This window comes from Rhodanobacter sp. OR92 (genome assembly GCF_000427545.1).
GTDB classification, from domain to species: domain Bacteria; phylum Pseudomonadota; class Gammaproteobacteria; order Xanthomonadales; family Rhodanobacteraceae; genus Rhodanobacter; species Rhodanobacter denitrificans.
In genome coordinates, this window is sequence record NZ_ATYF01000015.1 from 117142 (window position 1) to 137347 (window position 20206).

Sequence of the window (20206 nt, forward strand, 5' to 3'; positions counted from 1 at the left end):
CGCCTACGCCACCGCGCCGCGGATCGCCTCGGGCAACGGCACCGGCTTGCCGCTGGCCGGATCCATCCACACCATCACCACGTGGCCGTCGCAGTACAGCTGGTCGGGGTGTTCGGCGTCGAGCACTCGATGGGTGATCGTCATCGAGCTGTTGCCCATGCGCTCGCAGAACAGCTGCACCTGCAACTGCGCCGGCCAGGCGATCGGGCGGCGGTAGTTGACCTGGCTGGCGGCCATCACCGGCATCGCGTGGTCGTCGAACCACGGCCCGGGTACATGGCTCAGCCACTGCAGCCGAGCCTCTTCCAGGTAGGTGAGGTAGTTGGAGTTGTTGACGTGGTTGAACGCGTCGAGGTCGCGCCAGCGCACGCCGAGCGAGGCGACGTACAGCGGCTTGCCGGTTTCGGCTTCTGCCGCGGCAGTGCTCGCCGCATCGGCGACCGTGGTGGATTTGCGTGGATTCATGAACGCTTCTTCTTGCTGCCGCGCATCGGTTTGTACTTGTCGGCCGAGGCGATGTGCCTGGTGGCGGCCTTGACCCGCGTGGCGGCGCCCGGCTTTTTCGGCTTGGCCGGTTTCAGGTGCGGCGCGAGGAAGTGGCCGGTGTGTGATTCGGGCGTAGCGGCCACGGTCTCCGGCGTACCGGCAACCAGGATGCGGCCGCCGCCGGCGCCGCCCTCGGGGCCGAGGTCGACGACCCAGTCGGCGGTCTTGATCACGTCCAGGTTGTGCTCGATCACCACCACGGTGTTGCCCTGGTCGACCAGCTGGTGCAGCACGTCGAGCAATTGCTCGATGTCGTGGAAGTGCAGTCCGGTGGTGGGCTCGTCGAGGATGTACAGGGTGTTGCCGGTGTCGCGCTTGGACAGTTCCTTGGACAGTTTCACGCGCTGCGCCTCGCCGCCGGACAGCGTGGTCGCGCTCTGGCCGAGCTTGATGTAGTCGAGGCCCACCGCGCGCAGCGTGTCGAGCTTGCGCGCGATGGTCGGCACGTTCTCGAACAGCTTCAGCGCGTCCTCCACCGTCATGTCGAGCACGTCGGCGATGGTGTGGCCCTTGTACAGGATCTCCAGCGTCTCGCGGTTGTAGCGCTTGCCGTGGCAGGCGTCGCAGGGCACGTAGACGTCGGGCAGGAAATGCATCTCGACCTTGAGCATGCCGTCGCCCTCGCAGGCCTCGCAGCGGCCGCCGCGCACGTTGAAGCTGAAGCGGCCCGGCGTGTAGCCGCGTGCGCGCGCCTCGGGTACCTGCGAGAACATGTCGCGCAGCGGAGTGAACAGGCCGGTGTAGGTGGCGGGGTTGGAGCGCGGCGTGCGGCCGATCGGCGACTGGTCGATGTCGACCACCTTGTCGAACAGCTCCAGCCCGGTCACCGACTGGAACGGCGCCGGCTGCGCGCTGGCGCCGTTGAGTTCGGCCGCGGCAAGGCGGAACAGGGTGTCGTTGACCAGGGTCGACTTGCCCGAGCCGGACACGCCGGTGACGCAGGTGAACAGCCCGGCCGGGATCGCCAGGTCGACGTTCTTCAGGTTGTTGCCGCTGGCGCCGTTCAGGCACAGCCAGTAGGCGTCGTCGTTGGGCAGGCGGCGCTGTTTCGGCACCTCGATCGCCCGCTCACCGGAGAGGAACTGGCCAGTGACCGAGCGCGGCGAGTCGAGCATGTCCTGCACGCTGCCCTGCGCCACGATCTCGCCGCCGTGCACGCCGGCACCGGGGCCGATGTCGAGCACGTGGTCGGCCATGCGGATCGCGTCCTCGTCGTGCTCGACCACGATCACCGTGTTGCCGAGGTCACGCAGGCGGGTCAGCGTGCCGAGCAGGCGTTCGTTGTCGCGCTGGTGCAGGCCGATCGAGGGTTCGTCCAGCACGTACATCACGCCGACCAGGCCGGCGCCGATCTGGCTGGCCAGGCGGATGCGCTGCGCCTCGCCGCCAGACAGCGAGTCGGCCTGGCGGTCCAGGGTGAGGTAGTTCAGGCCCACGTCGTTGAGGAAGCTCAGCCGCTCGCGGATTTCCTTGACGATCTTCACCGCGATCTCGCCGCGCCAGCCGGCGAGCTTCAGCTCCTCGAAGAACGCCAGCGCGTCGTCGATCGAGCGCGCGGTGAGCGAGGGCAGGGCGTGGTCGGCCACGAACACGTTGCGGGCCGAGCGGTTCAGCCGCTGGCCGGCGCACTCCGGGCAGGGCTGGTCGCTGATGTACTTGGCCAGCTCTTCGCGCACCGCGGCGGATTCGGTTTCCTTGTAGCGCCGCTCCAGGTTCGGCAGGATGCCCTCGAACGCGTGCTCGCGGGTGACCTTGCCGCCGCGTTCGGTGATGTAGCGGAACGCGATCCTGTCCTTGCCGCTGCCGTACAGGATGGCCTTCTGGACGTCCGCGGGAAGCTTGTTCCACGGCGTGTCCACGTCGAAGCCGTAGTGCGTGGCCAGCGACAGGATCAGCTGGAAGTAGTGCGCGTTGCGCCGGTCCCAGCCGCGCACCGCCCCGTTGGACAGCGGCAGTTCGGGGTGGCCGACCACGCGCGCCGCATCGAACACCTGGGTCACGCCCAGGCCGTCGCAGGACGGGCAGGCGCCGATCGGCGAGTTGAACGAAAACAGCCGCGGCTCCAGCTCGGGCAGCGAGTAGTCGCAGACCGGGCAGGAATAGCGTGACGAGAGCATCTGCTCCTTCGCGTTGGCACCGGCGTCCATGTTGGCCAGGATCACCAGTCCGTCGCCCAGCCGTAGCGCGGTCTCGAACGATTCGGCCAGGCGCTGCTTGATGTCCTCGCGCGGACGGAAACGGTCGATCACCACCTCGATGGTGTGCTTCTGCCGCAACGTCAGCGGCGGCACCGCATCCAGGTCGAACACGGTGCCGTCGACGCGCGCGCGCACGAAACCCTGTGCACGCAACTGCTCGAACACCTGCACATGCTCGCCCTTGCGCTCGCGGATCACCGGCGCCAGCAGCATGTAGCGCTGCTCAGGGTCGAGCGCCAGGGTGGCGTCGACCATCTGGCTCACCGTCTGCGCCTCCAGCGGAATGCCGTGATCGGGGCAGCGCGGCGTGCCGACGCGGGCGTACAGCAGGCGCAGATAGTCGTACACCTCGGTGATCGTGCCGACGGTGGAGCGCGGGTTGTGCGAGGTGGATTTCTGCTCGATCGAGATGGCCGGCGACAGGCCTTCGATGTGGTCGACGTCGGGCTTCTCCATCATCGACAGGAACTGCCGTGCATAGGACGATAGCGACTCGACGTAGCGGCGCTGGCCTTCGGCGTAGATGGTGTCGAACGCCAGCGAGGATTTGCCGGAGCCGGACAGGCCGGTGATCACGATCAACTGGTCGCGTGGCAGGTCGAGGTCGATGTTCTTGAGGTTGTGCGTGCGTGCGCCGCGGATGCGAATGGTGTCCATGGACGCCGGATATGGGGGGGAACGCGCACTATACCAACCTGGGCAGGTCAGTTATTGCCGCTTCAGCCGGAAAGTTCCGGTGGGCGGCGGCGTATGGCCTAATGCGAGGCTTCCCGGCCGCCACGCCGCTACCTCGGAGATCACTGCCCATGCGTACCCGGATCCGGATCGGCGCCTTGCTGTGGCTGCTCGTCAGCTGCGGAGCGGCCACGGCTGCCGTGACCGCCAGCGAGCAGCAGGTGCGTGACCTGTTCAAGGTGATGCGGGTGGAACAGACCCTCGGCCAGATGAACACGCAGATGGCCGCGCAGATGCGGCAAAAGCTTCCCTGCGTGCCGGCGGAATACTGGCAAGGGTTCGTCGACGGCGACGGCGCCACCGCCGTGGTGCAGCGCATGGTCCCGGTGTTCCAGCGCCATTTCAGCGGCGAGGAGATCGACGGGCTGCTCAAATTCTACCGCTCGCCGCTGGGCCAGAAGGTGCTGACCGAAATGCCGGCGGCCATGGCCGAGGCGACCCAGGCCGGCCAACAGTGGGGGCAGGAGCGCGCCCGCACGATGCTGCAGGAGCTGCAGAAGAAGGGCAGCCTCGACGCACAGGGCCGCTGTCCGGCGGCGCCGGAGGCGGCCGACGAGGGCGAGGCCAAACCCGCGGCCCGGCCGGCGAAGAAGCATGTCCGGCACAAGCCGGTGCACCATCACAAGCCGGCAGCCGAGCCCAAGCCGGCGACACCGGTGCCGGTGAAATCCGCGGCGCCGGCGGCACCCCAGTCCTGACCGGCTGGTCAGGAATTGACCAGCAGCCGGTGGCCTCGCTATACTTCTGCGTTCGTTCCGGCCGGTTCGGGGCGAAACACCCAAGAGAATAACGACAGAAGGGCATTTCCATGAGTTATGCAGTCATCAAGACCGGTGGCAAGCAGTACCGTGTGCAGCAGGGCGACGTGCTGCGCGTGGAGCTGCTGACCGCCGACGAAGGCGCCACGGTCAGCTTCGACCAGGTGCTGCTGGTCGGTTCCGGCGAGTCGGTCACCGTTGGTGCGCCGGTCGTCGAAGGCGCCACCGTCAGCGCCACCGTGCGCAAGCACGGTCGTGCCGATAAGATCCGCATCATCAAGTTCCGCCGCCGCAAGCACTACAAGCGTCAGCAGGGCCATCGGCAGCATTTCACCGAAATCGAGATCACGGGCATCAACGCCTGATTCAGCCGGAGTAGAAAGTCATGGCACACAAGAAGGCAGGCGGTTCCACCCGCAATGGTCGCGATTCGAACCCGAAGTACCTCGGCGTGAAGATCTACGGTGGCCAGGCCATCGAGGCCGGCAACATCATCGTGCGTCAGCGCGGCACCCAGTTCCATCCGGGGGCCGGCGTGGGTCTGGGCCGCGATCACACCTTGTTCGCACTGGTCGACGGTACCGTCCAGTTCAAGATCCGCGGCGCGAAGAATCGTCGTTTTGTCGACGTCGTCCAGGCGTAAGCCTTCCGCGATGCGACAGCGAAGGCCCCGCTTCGGCGGGGCTTTTGTTTTTTGTCACGGGATGTCGAGATTCGGGCCTCGCAGAAGCCAGCACGCGTCCCGTCCCGTACCATGTCCACGATGGGCTGCTCTTCCCAATCCCCAATCCGGAATCCCGGTTCTCCAATGAAATTCGTCGACGAAGCAAACATCAAAGTCCAGGCCGGTGACGGCGGCAATGGCTGTATCAGCTTCCGCCGCGAGAAGTTCATCCCGTTCGGTGGCCCCGACGGCGGCGATGGCGGTTTCGGCGGCTCGGTCTGGCTGGTGGCCGACGAGGGCCTGAACACCCTGATCGACTTCCGCCACCAGCGCAGCTTCAAGGCGCAGCGCGGCGAGAACGGCATGGGCAGCCAGATGTACGGCAAGGGCGGCGAGGACACCACGATCCGCGTGCCGGTCGGCACCATGATCACCAATGTCGACACCGACGAGGTGATCGGCGACCTCACCGCCCATGGCCAGCGCATGCTGGTGGCGCAGGGCGGCAAGGGTGGCCTGGGCAATATCCATTTCAAGACGTCGGTGAACCGGGCGCCGCGCAAGGCCACCCCGGGGACCCCGGGCGAGGTGCGCGAGCTGAAGCTTGAACTGCGCCTGCTGGCCGACGTCGGCCTGCTCGGTTTCCCCAACGCGGGCAAGTCCACCTTCATCCGGGCGGTGTCGGCGGCGACGCCGCGAGTGGCGGACTACCCGTTCACCACGCTGCATCCGAACCTGGGCGTGGTCAGCCTTGGCACCGACCAGAGCTTCGTGATCGCCGACATCCCCGGCCTGATCGAGGGCGCCTCCGAAGGTGCCGGGCTGGGCATCCAGTTCCTGCGCCACGTGGCGCGCACCAGCCTGCTGCTGCACATCGTCGACATCGCGCCGATCGACGGCGCCGACGTGGCCGGCCAGGTGCGCGCGATCGAGCAGGAACTGCAGAAATTCAACCCGGAGCTGCTCGAACGCCCGCGCTGGCTGGTGTTGAACAAGGCGGACGTACTGCCGGAGGACGAACGCCAGGCGGTGGCGCAAGGCATCATCGACAAACTGGGCTGGAGTCAGCCGTGGTTCCTGGTCTCGGCCATCGCGCGCGAGGGCACGATGGCGGTGTGTCAGCAGGTGCAGCGCTTCTTCGAGTCGCAGCGTGAGGCCAGCGTGGAGCGTACCGACATGCTGCCGAACGACGTACGTCTGCGCGGGGAAGCGCCACAAGGCTGATTCAGGCTGCCGGCGCCGCGTCGCGGGTCCGGATCGACGCAAGGCGGTTCGCGCCTGCCGGCATGACGGCGGGCGTGGCCGAGCGATGCCGACTGGCGGCATGCCGAACGATCGGGTATCATGCGCCCATTGAATGAGAATGACTATCAGTCATTTACCCGAAACACAGGAGCACTCCCATGCCACGCCTGCTGCCGTTCGTGTTCGCCCTGTCGTTGCCGCTGCTGGCCAGCGCGGCTGACACGACCAGCTACACGCTGACCTTGAAGGATCACCGCTACCAGCCCAGCGAGCTGCGCATCCCGGCGGATACCCGGGTCAGGCTCGAACTGGTCAACCAGGACGCCTCGCCGGAGGAGTTCGAGAGCGATGACTTCCCGGCCGAGAAGATCGTGATGCCGAACAGCCGCACCAGCTTGTTGATCGGCCCGTTCAAGCCGGGGCACTACCGCTTCTATGGCGATTTCCACCAGCCCACCGCGCAGGGCACGTTGGTGGTGGAGTAGCGCCATGGGAGCCGTAGCCCTGCTGGTATTTCGCGAAGTGCTGGAGGCGGCGCTGATCGTCAGCGTGGTGGCGGCTGCCACCCGTGGCGTGCCCCGGCGCGGCTGGTTTATTGGCGGCGGGATCGCGCTGGGAGGCTTCGGTGCGGTGCTGGTGGCCTTGTCGGCCGACCTGCTGGCCGCGGCGTTCAGCGGCGTCGGGCAGGAACTGTTCAATGCCGGCGTGCTGCTGGCGGCGGTGCTGATGATCGGCTGGCACGTGCTGTGGATGTCCAGCCACGGCCGCGAGCTGAGCCGGCAGATGCAGTTGCTGGGCAATGCGGTGCACAGCGGCGCCAGTTCGCTGGGGCTGCTGTTGGCGGTGGTGGCACTGGCGGTGCTGCGCGAGGGCTCGGAGGTGGTGCTGTTCCTGTACGGCATGCGCGCCGGCGGTGCCGAGCACCTGTGGGCCGGCCTGGCGATCGGCGTGGTCGCCGGTGCGGCGCTGGGCTTCGCGCTGTACGCGGGCCTGCTGCGCATCCCGCTGCGGCACTTCTTCGGCGTGACCAACGCCATGCTGGTGCTGCTGGCCGCGGGCCTCGCCTCGACGGCCGCGCGTTACCTGATCCAGGCCGACTTGCTGCCGGCTTGGGGCAACCAGCTGTGGGACAGCTCGTGGCTGCTCGGCAACGGCTCGGTGCCGGGCCAGACCGCGCATATCCTGGTCGGTTACGATGCGCAGCCGGCCGGCATGCAGCTGGTGTTCTACGCCTTGACCCTGCTCGCGTTGTGGATGGGCGCGCGTTTCGTCAAGCGCCAGCCGCCGACGCGGCCCCTGGATGGCCGGCCCGCCGTGCACCCGGCCTGCTGACGACGGGTTGGCGGCCCGGGTCATCCCGCTTCGGCGCTGCGCTGGCGCTGCTTCCGCAGGTCGGCCGTCCAGGCCAGCATGGCCAACGCGGCGATGATCTCGCCGAAGGACACCAGTTCACCGCCCCGCCCGGCGTTCAGTACGCCGTGCAGCACGGGAATGGCCAGCAGGCTCATCAGCCGCACGTGGCCCGAGCGAAGCAGCGCGTGCCGACTCGCGTGGCGGTACCAGTAGCGACGCACGGCCAACCAGAAGGCCGGCGCGATCAGGACGAGACCGAACCCGTCCAGCCCTTCTGCGCCAAGGACCACGCCGCCCGCGCACAGCGCCGGCACCAGGTACGCGCGCACGGAGCGGCGCGCGGTCATGCATTCGGGCCGGAGATACCAGGAAACGAGCAGCGACCAGGCCATCCACAGGGCCCACAGCGCGCTGGGGATCATCAGCATGCCGATCGCGATCAGCATCGTTTGAAACGACATGCGGCCGCTGAACCACTGGCTCAGCAGTGGCGCCAGCAGCATGCCGAGCAGCAGCATCGCCGCGCTGCGTGCGCCGCCGAGGATCAGTCGCGGGCGAGTGACCCGATCGCGTTCGGCCGCCGCGCGCCAGAAGGCAAGCTGGCGACGGTTGATGGCGGCGGGAAGATCCTCCGGATGGTTGTCGCTCACGCCGTCGACGAAGTCGGCGATGAGTCCGGCATTGGCGCTGTTCATGCCGACGAACAGCACCCGCGGCCAGCGGAACGGACGCATCAGCAGCCGCACGATCCAGTGCGCCCGCCGGCGCTGCGAGGAGCTGCGGATGGCCAGGCGCGCGGCCAGGACCTCCCGGTCGGCGACTTCCAGTTGCCAGGCCAGTCGTGTGCGCCGCTCCAGTTGCAGCAGGGCCAGCGGATCGTGCCCGGCCAGGGCGTGGTCGAGGTCGAAGAAACGCAGCAGGGTTGCCAGGCAGTCGGCCGGCATCGGCGGGACCTGCCGGTAGAGCTTTTCCATCAGGGCATGGCCGGTGTGGGCCTTGCGCTGCAGCGACCACAGCTCCGGCCGGCCGGCCAGCCATGCCTGCAGCGCCGGCGCGTCGCCGGCCGCGGCGAGTTCGAACGCGGCGGTGCAGAAGGCGTCGGGGTTGACATGCGGAAGCGTCGGTGGCTCCGGCGCGGCGGGCAGGGGCTCCGACCGTGTCGGCACGAGAACCGATCGGTCCATCGGCGGGTTGAAAGACGCTGCCAGTTCGCCGGTCATGCATGCCCGGCAGTGCTGCAGTGCCGCCTGGTAGGCGGCATGCAGGCGCTGGAACCCCTGCGGGTCGTCCTCCGGGCGGGTGGCCCGCAAGCGCTGCGCATAGGCACGCTTGATCGCGCGCTCGTCGGCATCCGCCGCCAGCCCGAGCAGCTCGAACGGCGACATCAGGCGGACTCCAGCGTGTCCAGCGCGCGGGCGAACTCGCGGCGATGCTCGCGGATGAGGGCGTCGTCCTGGCTTTCCAGCGCGGCGCGGAAACGCGCGATCCACTCCTGCAGCTGGTCCCGTGCAAGCAGGTGTTCCTCGTACAGGCGCTCGGCGCGCGCCAGCACGGCGAGGTTTTCCTGCTTGCTGCGGGGATGCATCTTGATGTCATTCAGCGCGGCCAGACGCTCGCGGATCTGCTGCGCATCGAGCAGGCCGGGGTTCTGTTCCAGCAGCAGTTCGTAGCGGCGGTCGTCGGCATGCACGCGCGCCTCGACCTGCAGCACGCCGTTGATGTCGTAGGTGAAACGTACGGTCACCGCGTTCTGCGCGATCGGCAGCGCGGGGTCGATGTCTACCGTCAATGCGCCCAGCTTGATGTTCTTTTCCACCAGCGGGCTTTCGCCTTGGTAGACGTCCAGTTGGAGTTGCCTCTGGCGTTCGTGGATCGGCCAGAAGGTTTCCTCGCGACTGACCGGTACGCTGTTGTTGCGCTGGATGATCGGCTCGAAGAATCCCGTCACCACGCGCCCCCGTTCGTCCCGTCGCGCCACCTCGGTACCGAGCGAGTAGGGGCAGACGTCGGTGAGGATGACCTCCTCCAGCTGCTGGTCGCGCGATTTCAGCCCGGCGGCGATGCAGGCGCCCAGTGCGATCGCCCGATCCGGATTCACGTGGCGCAGCGGCAGCCGGCCGAACATGCGCGATACCGTCCTGGCGACCAGCGGCATGCGGCTGGCGCCGCCGACCAGCACGATTTCGTCCAGCTGTTCCGGCTTCAGGCGGGCGTCGCGCATCGCCCGTTCCAGTGGCGCGCGCATGCGCTGCACCAGCGGGTCGGCAAGCCGGGCGAAGCGGTCCTCGTCGATCTGCCATGCCAGCTGCCGGTCACCCAGCGAGAGCTCGACCTGTGCCTGGCCACGGCTGCCAAGATCGCGCTTGGCCGCTTCCAGCCGGCGACGCAACTGGCCACGCTGGCTTGCGTCCAGCGCGCTGTCGGCGAGCTTCAGGTCGGCGCGGCAGGCCTGTTCGAGCAGGTCGAGGAAGTCCTCGCCGCCGAGGAAGTTGTCACCGGCGCTGGCGTGCACTTCCACCACGCCCTCGAACATCTCCAGCACCGAGACGTCGAAGGTGCCGCCGCCCAGGTCGAAGACGAGGAAGCGGGCGCCATCGGCTTTCTCGCGCAGGCCATAGGCCAGCGCGGCAGCCGTGGGCTCGTTGATCAGTCGCTCGACGCGGATGCCGGCCAGTTCGCCCGCCGCGCGGGTCGCCTTGCGCTGGGCGTCCGAGAAGTATGCCGGCACGCTGATCACCGCTTCGTCGATCCTTTCCCCGAGCGCCGCCTCGGCATCGGCGATCAGCGAGCGCAGGATCAGGGCGGAAAGCTCTTCCGGACGGAAGCTGTGCGCGCCAAGCCGTGTTTCGCGCGGGCTGCCCATCCAGCGCTTGAAATTTGCCACGCTGGCCTGCGGATGGCTGACCATGCGGTCGCGCGCGGGCTGGCCGACGACGACCTGGCCGGACGCGTCCATGCTCACCACCGAGGGCGTCAGGAACTCCCCCAGTGCATTCGCAAACAGCCGTGGCCCCGTCGCGTCGTGGCAGCCGATCAACGAATGCGTGGTCCCCAGATCGATGCCGACGATCATCCCTGACTTCCCCCGTGAAGTCGTCTCGCGTGGAGCGAAAGCTTACATGCGGAACACGCCGTAGTGCTGCGGCTCGATCGGCGCGTTGAGCGAGGCGGAGATCGCCAGGCCGAGCACGCGGCGGGTATCGACCGGGTCGATGACGCCGTCGTCCCACAGCCGCGCACTGGCGTAGTAGGGGTGGCCCTGGCGTTCGTACTGCTCGCGCAGCGGCACCTTGAACGCTTCCTCCTCGGCGGCCGACCACGCGCCGCCCCTGGCCTCGATGCCGTCGCGCTTCACGGTGGCGAGCACCGACGCGGCCTGCTCGCCGCCCATCACCGAGATGCGCGCGTTCGGCCACATCCACAGGAAGCGCGCGCCGTAGGCGCGACCGCACATGGCGTAGTTGCCGGCGCCGAAGCTGCCGCCGATCACCACGGTGAATTTCGGCACGTGCGAGCAGGCCACCGCGGTGACCATCTTGGCGCCGTCCTTCGCGATGCCGGCCTGCTCGTATTTCTTGCCGACCATGAAGCCGGTGATGTTCTGCAAAAACACCAGCGGCACGTTGCGCTGGTTGCACAGCTCGATGAAGTGCGCGCCCTTGAGCGCGCTCTCGGCAAACAGGATGCCGTTGTTGGCGACGATGCCCACCGGGTAGCCGTGGATGTGCGCGAAGCCGCACACCAGGGTCTTGCCGTAGCGCGCCTTGAACTCGTGGAACTCCGAGCCGTCGACGATGCGCGCGATCACCTCGCGGATGTCGAACGGGCGGCGGGTGTCCTGCGGGATCACCCCGTACAGCTCCTCGGCCGCATACTTCGGCTCGACCGGCGCGCGCAGCGCCAGCGGCATCGCCTTGGTGCGGTTCAGATGGCCCACGATGTCGCGCGCGATCGCCAGCGCGTGTGCGTCGTTCTCGGCAAAGTGGTCGGCCACGCCGGAGATCGACGTGTGCACGTCCGCGCCGCCCAGCGTCTCGGCGTCGACCACCTCGCCGGTGGCGGCCTTTACCAGCGGCGGGCCGCCGAGGAAGATGGTGCCCTGCTCGCGCACGATGATCGTCTCGTCGCTCATCGCCGGCACGTAGGCGCCGCCGGCCGTGCAGCTGCCCATCACCACCGCGATCTGCGGGATGTTGAGCGAGGACATTCGCGCCTGGTTGTAGAAGATCCGCCCGAAGTGCTCCTTGTCCGGGAACACCTCGTCCTGCAGCGGCAGGAACGCGCCGCCGGAGTCAACCAGGTAGACGCAAGGGAGGTTGTTCTCCAGCGCCACTTCCTGCGCGCGCAGGTGTTTCTTCACGGTGATCGGGAAGTAGGTGCCGCCCTTGACGGTAGCGTCGTTGGCGACCACCACCACCTCGACGCCGTTGACCCGGCCGATGCCGGTGATCAGGCCGGCGGCGGGCGCGGCATCGTCGTACATGCCGTGCGCGGCCAGTGGCGACAGTTCCAGGAACGGCGAGCCGGGGTCGAGCAGGGCGCGGATGCGCTCGCGCGGCAGCAGCTTGCCGCGTGCCACGTGCTTTTCGCGTGCCTTGGCGCCGCCACCCTCGGCGCTGCGCACCAGTTCGCGCTGCAGATCGTCCACCACGGCGCGCAGCTGGCGGCTGCTGGCCTGGAATTCGGCGGAACGCGGATCAACCTGCGATGCAATGACGCTCATGGATGCGGACTCACGGATAGGCTGCCATCAAGGCCAAACCACGGATGATAGCGGGCGTCGGCCGGCGGCCAAAATCAGTGGCGGAGCGGCGAACCATGGACGAAAAAAAACGGCCGCGCGAGGCGGCCGTTTTTTCAGGAAACCAGCAAGGGATCAATGACCCTTCACGGCGTCCTTGGCCTTGTCAGCCGCGTCCTTGGCCGCACCTGCGGCGTCCTTGGCAGCGTCGGCAGCCTTGGCGGCAGCGTCGACTGCGGCGGCGGCCGGAGCGGTGGTGGCGGCGGCCGGGGTCGCAGCGGTGGTGGCCGGAGCCGCAGCCGGAGCGGCAGCGGTGGTGGCCGGAGCCGCAGCCGGAGCCTCAGTCGGAGCCGCTGCAGCAGCCTTCTGCGCGGTGTCGGCCGCCTGCTGGGCGGTGTCCGCCGACTTCTGGGCGTCTTGCGCGGAATCCTGCGCGCCGTTGCTGCATGCCGCCAACAGCGCGACGAGCGCGGCGGCGAGTAGGGTACGCGTAAACTTCATGGTGGATCTCCTTTGCCGTGGAATGCCGTTTGGCCGTGTATTAATAGCGCTTTCGCGGTAATTGCGCCACATCTTTGTCGTGGCGCTTCAGGGCGTATTAAAAACAGATTTATCCAGCCGTCATCTGGATATCACGCGCTGGTCATGGATCGGCGTCAGTCGATGCATTCCACCGCAATCGCGGTCGCCTCGCCGCCGCCGATGCACAGGGAGGCGACCCCGCGCTTGAGCCCGCGCACCTTCAGCGCGTTCAGCAGGGTCACCACCAGGCGCGCGCCGCTGGCGCCGATCGGATGGCCCAGGGCGCAGGCGCCGCCGTTGACGTTGAGCTTGGCGTGCTGGATGCCGAGTTCCTTCATCGGGGTCATCGCCACCACCGCGAACGCCTCGTTGATTTCGAACAGGTCGACCTCGTCGACCTTCCAGCCGGCCTTGTCCAGTACCTTCTGGATCGCACCGACCGGCGCGGTGGTGAACCACTCCGGTTCCTGCGAGTGGGTGGCGTGCGCCACGATGCGCGCCAGCGGTTTCAGGCCGCGCTTGTTCGCGTCGTCGGCCGACAGCAGCACCACGGCGGCCGCGCCGTCGGAGATGCTGGAGGAGCTGGCGGCAGTGATCGTGCCGTTCTCCTTGCGGAAGGCGGGCTTCAGCGAGGGAATCTTGGCCACGTCGGAGCGCCCGGGCTGCTCGTCGGTGTCGACCACCACGTCGCCCTTGCGGCCGCTCACCGTCACCGGCACGATCTCGCCGGCGAACGCGCCATTCTGCTGCGCGGCCTTGGCCCGGTTGACCGACTCGATCGCGAACGCGTCCTGCGCTTCGCGGGTGAAGTGGTACTTGTCGGCGCACAGCTCGCCGAACACGCCCATCGCCTTGCCGTCGTACGGGTTGGTCAGGCCGTCCCAGGCCATGTGGTCGACCAGCTGGCCGTCGCCGTAGCGGATGCCGGTGCGCGCCTGCACCATGTGCGGCGCATTGGTCATCGACTCCATGCCGCCGGCCACCACGATGGCCGCCGAGCCGGCCTTGATCAGGTCGTGGCCCAGCATGATCGCCTTCATGCCTGAGCCGCACACCTTGTTGATGGTGGTGCAGCCGGTGCCGGCCGGCAGATCGGCGCCCAGCGAGGCCTGGCGTGCCGGCGCCTGGCCGAGGTTGGCCGGCAGCACGCACCCCATGATCACCTCGCCGACGTCGGCCGGGGCAACGCCCGACTGCTCCAGCGCGGCGCGAATCGCGGTGGCGCCGAGCTTCGGGGTGGGCACGCCGGTGAACTGGCCGAGGAAGGAGCCGATGGCGGTGCGCTTGGCACCGACGATGACGACGCTGACATCCGACATGGGTAACTCCGCTTGCGAGACGTGAGGGGCGCGAACGCCTGACAGACAACCGGGCAATTATCGCAGCCCGCCGCAAAACTCGGCAAACGGCCGCAAATCCTTGCGTCGTGAGGATTTGCGCGCGTTTCATTGGATTTTCGTTGTGCCAAGATGCGCGGCGGGGAAGCATCGCGGCGTATCCGTCGCGCCGGCGATGCATGGGGTCTGACGGTATCGACAGGGGAATTGATGAATATGCTCGACTCGGGCTTGCGGCGTCGCGAAATGGCCTGGCTGGTGGCCATGGCACTGGGATTGAGTGCCTGCGGTGGAGGCGGCAACGTCAAGCCGACGTCACCGCCGACGGTACCGAGTTCGCCGCCGCCAGGCACGCCGACCGGCCAGCCGCCACTGGATGCCCAGTTGTCACTCACCAACGCCTACGCCGCGCACAGCCTGGGCTACACCGGCGCGGGCGTGACCATCGGCGTGGTCGACAGCGGCATCATGCGCAACCACCCGGCACTGGTCGGGCGAGTCAAGCAGGAGTTGCTCTACGTCGACCCGACTGCCAACAACACGGCGATCGACGACGTGGTCGGCCACGGTACCTGGGTCTCGCAGATCGCCGCCGGCGGGGCGTTCGACAAGTTTCCCGGCGGCATCGCACCCGCTGCCAGCCTGGTTTCGGCACGTATCATCAGCGACGTGGCGCCGAAGGACGATGGCTCGGGTCAGGGCAACGCGGTCACCGCCGCGGATGCGGCCTTCTTCGCGCAGACCCTGAACCCGGACCTGATCACCGCCGGCGTGCAGGTGATGAACAACTCCTGGGGCGGCATCTACTGGGACACCACCAAGGCCTCGATCAACCAGGCCTTCGCGCAGGCCTACGAGCCGTTCGTGCTGCAGCATGGCGGGCTGGTGGTGTTCGCGGCCGGCAACGACTCCCGCAGCGACCCCAGCGACATCGCCAGCCTGCCCAGCCTGGCGCCGCAACTGGGGCCGGGCTGGCTGGTCGCGGTGGCGGTCGACAGCAATCACCCGACCCAGCTGGCGAGTTACTCGAACGCCTGCGGCAGGGCGATGAACTATTGCCTCGCCGCACCGGGCGATGTGATCGTCAGCGACAAGGGCGCGGTCGCCGGCGTCAGCCCGAGCTACTGGGTGGTCAGCGGCACCTCGTTCGCGGCGCCGGAGGTTTCCGGCGCGGCCGCACTGGTGTGGCAGGCCTTCCCGTACTTCAGCAACGACCTGGTGCGGCAGACCCTGCTCGGCACCGCCGATGATCTCGGTGCCACCGGTCCGGATCCCGTGTTCGGCTACGGCGAATTGAACGTGGGCCGCGCGGTGAATGGGCCGATGAAGTTCGACTGGGGCGATGTCACGGTGAACTTCAGCGGCACCTCCAACTGGAGCAATCCGATCAATGGTGCAGGCGGCCTGATCAAGCAGGGTAGCGGCACGCTCAATCTCATCCAGCCGGCGAGCTATACCGGCCTGACCCAGGTGCAGGGCGGCACCTTGAACGCCAAGTCACTGGCCGGGAGCGTCAGCATCGGGGCGGCCGGCACGCTGGCCGGCGCACAGACCATTCTCGGCGATGTCACGAATGCCGGCGTATTCGGAATCAGCGGCATTGCCGTCGGCAGCGACGTCGTCGTGGGCGGTAACTACGTGCAGCAGGGCAATGGCCGACTGGCGGTATCGCTGGGTTCGTCGCTGCGAATCATCGGCACGGCCAGCCTCGCCGGCGGCGACCTCTACGTGATCGGCACCAATCCGGGTTACGTCGTCAATTCGCATACCAATGTGCTCAGTGCTGGCGGCGGATTGAGCGGCACGTTCAGCGCCTTGAACAAGGCGAGCAACGTCGTCCTGCTCGATGCCACGCTCAACTACGACGCCAGCAGCGCATGGCTCGACGTGACCCAGGTACAGGCTACGGCGGTGCAGGGCATGACGTACACCGCCGCTTCGTATGGCGCTGCGCAGCGGGTGGACGGCGCGTTCGGGCTGATCAATGCCCAGCTCGGCTCCGGTACGGCTGCCACGGGTGCCACGCCGGTGGCGACGGCGTTTGTCGCGGGTGCTGCCAGCCTGCAGCAGTCGGCCTCATTGGCTACGGCGCAGCATTCGCTGGAAAGCCTTTCCGGCCAGTTGCATGCGGCCAGTGCGGCGATGACCTTCGAGGCGATCGACGCCGGCACGCGGGCGCTGTCCGACCGTTTCGACAGCCTGCTCGATGCACCGCAGGCCGGGGCCTGGACGCAGGGTCTTGGCTATCACGGCGGCATGTCGCGTGGCGGCTACGAGCACGTCGGCTACGACCTCAGCGGCGCACTGGTCGGGCAGGATCTGCGCGTCGGCGGCAACGGCGTCGCCGGTTATGCACTGAGCCAGAGCCAGGGGCTGGGACGACTGGCCGAGAGTGCGGATCAAGGGCGCAGCTACGCCCTGGAGGGCATGCTGTATGGCGGCATGATCCGCGGCTCGTGGTACACGATGGGACGCTTCGGCATCGGCAACTATCGCGAGACCATGCGTCGCCAATTGCAATTGGGCAACCAGTTCGCCGGGGTCGCCAGCGACGTCCATGGCCGCTACGGCGTGGCCTATGGTGAAAGCGGCTACCGCTTCGCCCTGGGCCGCACGCAGCTCACCCCGTACATGAACCTGCAGTACGCGCAGATCCGGCGCGATGGTTTCAACGAGCTGGGTGCATACGGCTTTGGCCTGAAATCGGCGGCGCAGAGCACGGCGCGCTGGCAGGCCGGCGCGGGTCTGCGTGCCACCCGCGAATGGGCGCTGGCCGGAGGCGGGAGCCTTGCCCTGCAGGGGCGCATGCTGTGGCAGCAGTCGTTCGGTATGCGCGGCGAGGTATTCGATGCCAGCTTCAGCGGAATCAACCAGTTCGCCCCGGTGGGGGGTATCGGCCTGTCGCGTTACGGCGGCATGCTCGGCACCACGCTGGACTGGAAGATGACACCGCACGCCAGCCTGCAACTGGGTTACGACCGCTACTTCGGCGATCGCCAGCAGGCGCAGATGGGTACGGTGAATTTCAGCTGGGCGTTCTGAGCGCATCGGTGCACACAGAAGAAAGGCCCGCATGGTGCGGGCCTTTCCTCTTCCGATTGCGGCGGAATCATGCCTTGCCGTGGAACAGCTCGCGGCCGATCAGCATGCGGCGGAATTCGGTTCGGTGTGCCGGCGCCGATGCCTTTGTCGGCGCATGTTCCTCACGCCTTGCCGTGGAACAGCTCGCGGCCGATCAGTATGCGGCGGAATTCGGTTCGGTGTGCCGGTGCCGATGCCTTTGTCGGCGCATGTTTCTCATGCCTTGCCGTGGAACAGCTCGCGGCCGATCAGCATGCGGCGGATCTCGTTGGTGCCGGCGCCGATCTCGTACAGCTTGGCGTCGCGCAGCAGCCGGCCGGCGGGAAATTCGTTGATGTAGCCGTTGCCGCCGAGCGACTGGATCGCCTCCAGCGCCACCTGCACCGCGTTGACCGAGGCGTTGAGCAGGCAGGCGGCCGGGTCGATGCGCGACTTCACCCCGGCATCGAACTGCTGCGCCACCATGTAGGCGAAGCCGCGCGAGCTCTGCAGCGCGGTGTACATGTCGGCGACCTTGGCCTGCATGATCTCGAACGTGCCGATCGGCGCGTTGAACTGCTTGCGCTCGCGCACGTAGGGCAGGGTGATGTCGAGCGCCGCCTGCATCAGGCCGATCGGGCCGCCGGACAGCACCAGCCGTTCGGTGTCCAGCCCGCTCATCAGCACGCGCACGCCCTCGTTTACCTCGCCGACGACGTTTTCGGCGGGGATCTCGCAGTTGTCGAACACCAGCTCGCAGGTGTTGGAGCCGCGCATGCCGAGCTTGTCCAGCTTCTGCGCGGTGCTGAAGCCCTTCATGCCCTTCTCGACGATGAAGGCGGTCATGCAGCGGCTGCCGGCCGGCCGCGGCGCGGTGCGCATGTAGACCAGCAGCACGTCGGCGTCGGGGCCGTTGGTAATCCACATCTTGTTGCCGTTGGCGACCCACACGTCGCCACGCAGCTCGGCCTTGCAGCTCATCGAGCCGACCACGTCGGAGCCGGCGCCGGGCTCGCTCATCGCCAGCGCGCCGACGTGCTCGCCGCTGCACAGTTTCGGCAGGTACCTGCGACGCTGCGCCTCGTTGCCGTTGTGGAAGATGTTGTTGAGGCACAGGTTGGAATGCGCGCCGTAGGACAGGCCGACTGAGCCGGACGCGCGCGAGATTTCCTCCATCGCCACCATGTGCGCGAGGAAGCCCATGCCGCTGCCGCCGTAGGTCTCGGGGATAGTCACCCCGAGCAGGCCCATCTCGCCGAACTTGCGCCACAGGTCGGCGGGAAACAGGTTGTCGCGGTCGATGCGGTCGGCACGCGGGGCGATTTCCTTTTCCGCAAAGGCATGCACGGACTCGCGCAGCAGGTCGATGTCTTCTCCGAGCGGAAACGGACGCATGGCGAACTCCTTGGATGCAGACCGGCGATTTTAGCGCACGCCGCACCGCCTGGCCCGTGTGCGCTCCTACAGCTGCGATTCGATCGGCAGCCAGCTGATCAGGCGGGTGATCGTGCGCAGCCACCAGCCGGCCTCGGGCTCGTGCTCGAGCACGAGCGGCGGTTGCACGCTGCGGTCCAGCCACTGCGGCGAGCCGTCCGCGCCACGGCGCAGCTGGTAGCTCAGCTCCGGCATGGCCAGCCGCAGGTACTCCTGGCGCAGGTCGCGGGCCAGGCTGGCGTCGTCGAACAGCACGCCCATCTCGGTGTTGAGGTTGGCCGAGCGTGGGTCGAGGTTGAACGAGCCGACGAAGCCGCGCGCGCCGTCGATCACGAACGCCTTGGTGTGCAGGCTGGCGCCGCTGCCGAACAGGCCGTGGGTGGCGACCGGGCCGCGGCGGCGGATCTCGAACAGGCCCACGCCGCCATCCAGCAACTGCCGGCGATAACGCTCGTAGCCGCTGTGCACGGCGGGCACGTCGTTGGCGGCCAGCGAGTTGGTGACCACGCCGACGCGGGTGCCGCCGCGTGCCAGCCCAAGCAGGGTCGCCGTGCCTTGCTTGCCGGGAACGAAGTAGGGCGAGATCAGCAGCACCTCGCTGTGCACGCCGCCGAGGTGGGCGGCCAGCCGCAGCTGCAGCCAGCCGCTGCGGTCGGCGGCCTTCGTCTTCAGCGGCGGATCGGACGCCACCGTGATGCTCGCGCTCCAGTGCGGCGACAGTTCGTGGTTGGCCAGGCGCTGCGCCGAGGGCGAGGCGGCGACCCGGTCCAGGTAGACCTGCGCGGCGGCGTCGGCGCACTCGTGGGCGAGCGCGGCCACCAGCCTGTGCAGGTTTTCCGGCGTCTGCGGGTTCAGCGCCTCGATCGGCACGGCGGCGCTGGAGTTCCAGAAGTCGTCGAAGATCGCGCTGGCGTCGGCCACCGCCGGACCGAGCAGCAGCATGTCGAGGTCGCGGAAATTCACGCTGCGATTGGCGTCAAAGTACTCGTCGCCGATGTTGCGGCCGCCGACCAGCGCGATCCGGCCGTCGGCGATCCACGCCTTGTTGTGCATGCGGTGGTTGACGCTGAAGAAGCGCTGCACCATCTCCAGCAAACGCCACACGCCGCGGCGGTTGCGGAACGGGTTGTACAGGCGCACCTCGATGTTCGGGTGCGCATCCAGCGCCAGCAGCGCCGGATCCAGTCCCTTGGTGTTGATGTCGTCCAGCAGCAGGCGCACGCGCACGCCGCGCTCGGCCGCGGCGTAGACCTCGCGCGCCAGCAGGTGGCCGACCAGGTCGTCGTGCCACATGTAGTACTGCAGGTCGAGGCTGCGCCCGGCCAGGCGCGCGGAGGCGGCGCGCGCGGCGAACGCGTCCAGGCCGTCGGGCAGCAGGGTCGCCGCGGTCTCGCCCGGGTGCGCGGCCAGGTACGGGGCCAGCTCGCGGTCGATCGGGGTCTGTGCCGGCTCCGGCGGCAGTGCAGTGCTCGGTGTGCCGGTGGCGCGCGGGGTCAGGCGGTCGGCCAGCAGCAGCCCGCTGGTCACCAGCAACACCAGTGCGAACAATCCCCAGCCCAGCCAGATCATCATCCTGCGCACCCTCGGTCCCCTTGCCTGCGATTATTCGATCA

At 68.0% G+C, this 20206-nt stretch carries 16 protein-coding genes; 7 read left to right on the top strand and 9 right to left on the bottom strand.

Translation table 11 applies throughout. The features are described from left to right. Positions 1-3 precede the first annotated feature (3 nt). On the bottom strand, positions 4-465 hold the full coding sequence (locus tag RHOOR92_RS0109585; RefSeq protein WP_007511947.1) for a thioesterase family protein: 462 nt from the start codon (positions 463-465) through the stop codon (positions 4-6). Next, positions 462-3401, bottom strand: coding sequence for an excinuclease ABC subunit UvrA (gene uvrA, locus RHOOR92_RS0109590; protein ID WP_007511946.1), 2940 nt, complete (start codon positions 3399-3401; stop codon positions 462-464). Before uvrA ends, RHOOR92_RS0109585 begins: the two co-directional genes overlap by 4 nt. Positions 3402-3550: 149 nt before the next feature. Here uvrA and RHOOR92_RS0109595 point away from each other — a divergent pair, with 149 nt between their 5' ends. From RHOOR92_RS0109595 to RHOOR92_RS0109620, 6 genes are all read left to right on the top strand, one after another. Beyond that, a complete protein-coding gene (locus RHOOR92_RS0109595; RefSeq protein ID WP_027490139.1) occupies positions 3551-4177 on the top strand; it encodes a DUF2059 domain-containing protein in 627 nt (208 codons plus the stop codon). A gap of 110 nt (positions 4178-4287) precedes the next feature. Next, positions 4288-4602 (top strand): 50S ribosomal protein L21, encoded by a 315-nt coding sequence (gene rplU, locus RHOOR92_RS0109600; RefSeq protein ID WP_007511941.1) that lies wholly within the window; start codon positions 4288-4290, stop codon positions 4600-4602. Between the two features lie 20 nt (positions 4603-4622). Then, positions 4623-4880: a 50S ribosomal protein L27 gene (gene rpmA, locus RHOOR92_RS0109605; protein WP_007511939.1), complete on the top strand. Its 258-nt coding sequence runs from the start codon at positions 4623-4625 to the stop codon at positions 4878-4880. Positions 4881-5045: 165 nt separating this feature from the next. Further along, entirely contained in the window at positions 5046-6125 is a 1080-nt protein-coding gene (gene cgtA, locus RHOOR92_RS0109610; protein ID WP_015448190.1) for an Obg family GTPase CgtA, read from the top strand. A gap of 179 nt (positions 6126-6304) precedes the next feature. Continuing rightward, the gene (locus tag RHOOR92_RS0109615; RefSeq protein ID WP_007511935.1) at positions 6305-6631 is read left to right on the top strand and encodes a cupredoxin domain-containing protein; all 327 of its coding nucleotides are present in this window, start codon (positions 6305-6307) and stop codon (positions 6629-6631) included. Positions 6632-6635: 4 nt separating this feature from the next. Beyond that, positions 6636-7478 carry an FTR1 family protein gene (locus tag RHOOR92_RS0109620; protein WP_015448189.1) on the top strand — a complete coding sequence of 281 codons (843 nt, stop codon included), beginning with the start codon at positions 6636-6638 and terminating at the stop codon, positions 7476-7478. A gap of 20 nt (positions 7479-7498) precedes the next feature. Here the strand turns inward: RHOOR92_RS0109620 and RHOOR92_RS0109625 are convergent, their stop codons facing one another. The 5 genes from RHOOR92_RS0109625 to RHOOR92_RS0109645 form a co-directional block, all read right to left on the bottom strand. After that, on the bottom strand, positions 7499-8719 hold the full coding sequence (locus RHOOR92_RS0109625; protein ID WP_231378361.1) for a J domain-containing protein: 1221 nt from the start codon (positions 8717-8719) through the stop codon (positions 7499-7501). Between the two features lie 164 nt (positions 8720-8883). Then, positions 8884-10572: a molecular chaperone HscC gene (locus RHOOR92_RS0109630; RefSeq protein WP_027490140.1), complete on the bottom strand. Its 1689-nt coding sequence runs from the start codon at positions 10570-10572 to the stop codon at positions 8884-8886. A gap of 42 nt (positions 10573-10614) precedes the next feature. Continuing rightward, positions 10615-12222 (bottom strand): carboxyl transferase domain-containing protein, encoded by a 1608-nt coding sequence (locus tag RHOOR92_RS0109635; protein ID WP_007511926.1) that lies wholly within the window; start codon positions 12220-12222, stop codon positions 10615-10617. 153 nt (positions 12223-12375) lie between these two features. Continuing rightward, the gene (locus RHOOR92_RS0109640) at positions 12376-12741 is read right to left on the bottom strand and encodes a hypothetical protein (protein ID WP_007511924.1); all 366 of its coding nucleotides are present in this window, start codon (positions 12739-12741) and stop codon (positions 12376-12378) included. 155 nt (positions 12742-12896) lie between these two features. Continuing rightward, on the bottom strand, positions 12897-14081 hold the full coding sequence (locus RHOOR92_RS0109645) for an acetyl-CoA C-acyltransferase (protein ID WP_015448186.1): 1185 nt from the start codon (positions 14079-14081) through the stop codon (positions 12897-12899). A gap of 228 nt (positions 14082-14309) precedes the next feature. Here RHOOR92_RS0109645 and RHOOR92_RS0109650 point away from each other — a divergent pair, with 228 nt between their 5' ends. After that, on the top strand, positions 14310-17141 hold the full coding sequence (locus RHOOR92_RS0109650) for a S8 family serine peptidase (protein WP_027490141.1): 2832 nt from the start codon (positions 14310-14312) through the stop codon (positions 17139-17141). 255 nt (positions 17142-17396) lie between these two features. Here the strand turns inward: RHOOR92_RS0109650 and RHOOR92_RS0109655 are convergent, their stop codons facing one another. Next, positions 17397-18554 (bottom strand): isovaleryl-CoA dehydrogenase, encoded by a 1158-nt coding sequence (locus tag RHOOR92_RS0109655; protein WP_015448184.1) that lies wholly within the window; start codon positions 18552-18554, stop codon positions 17397-17399. Between the two features lie 66 nt (positions 18555-18620). Continuing rightward, positions 18621-20165, bottom strand: coding sequence for a phospholipase D family protein (locus tag RHOOR92_RS0109660; protein ID WP_027490142.1), 1545 nt, complete (start codon positions 20163-20165; stop codon positions 18621-18623). Positions 20166-20206: the final 41 nt, after the last annotated feature.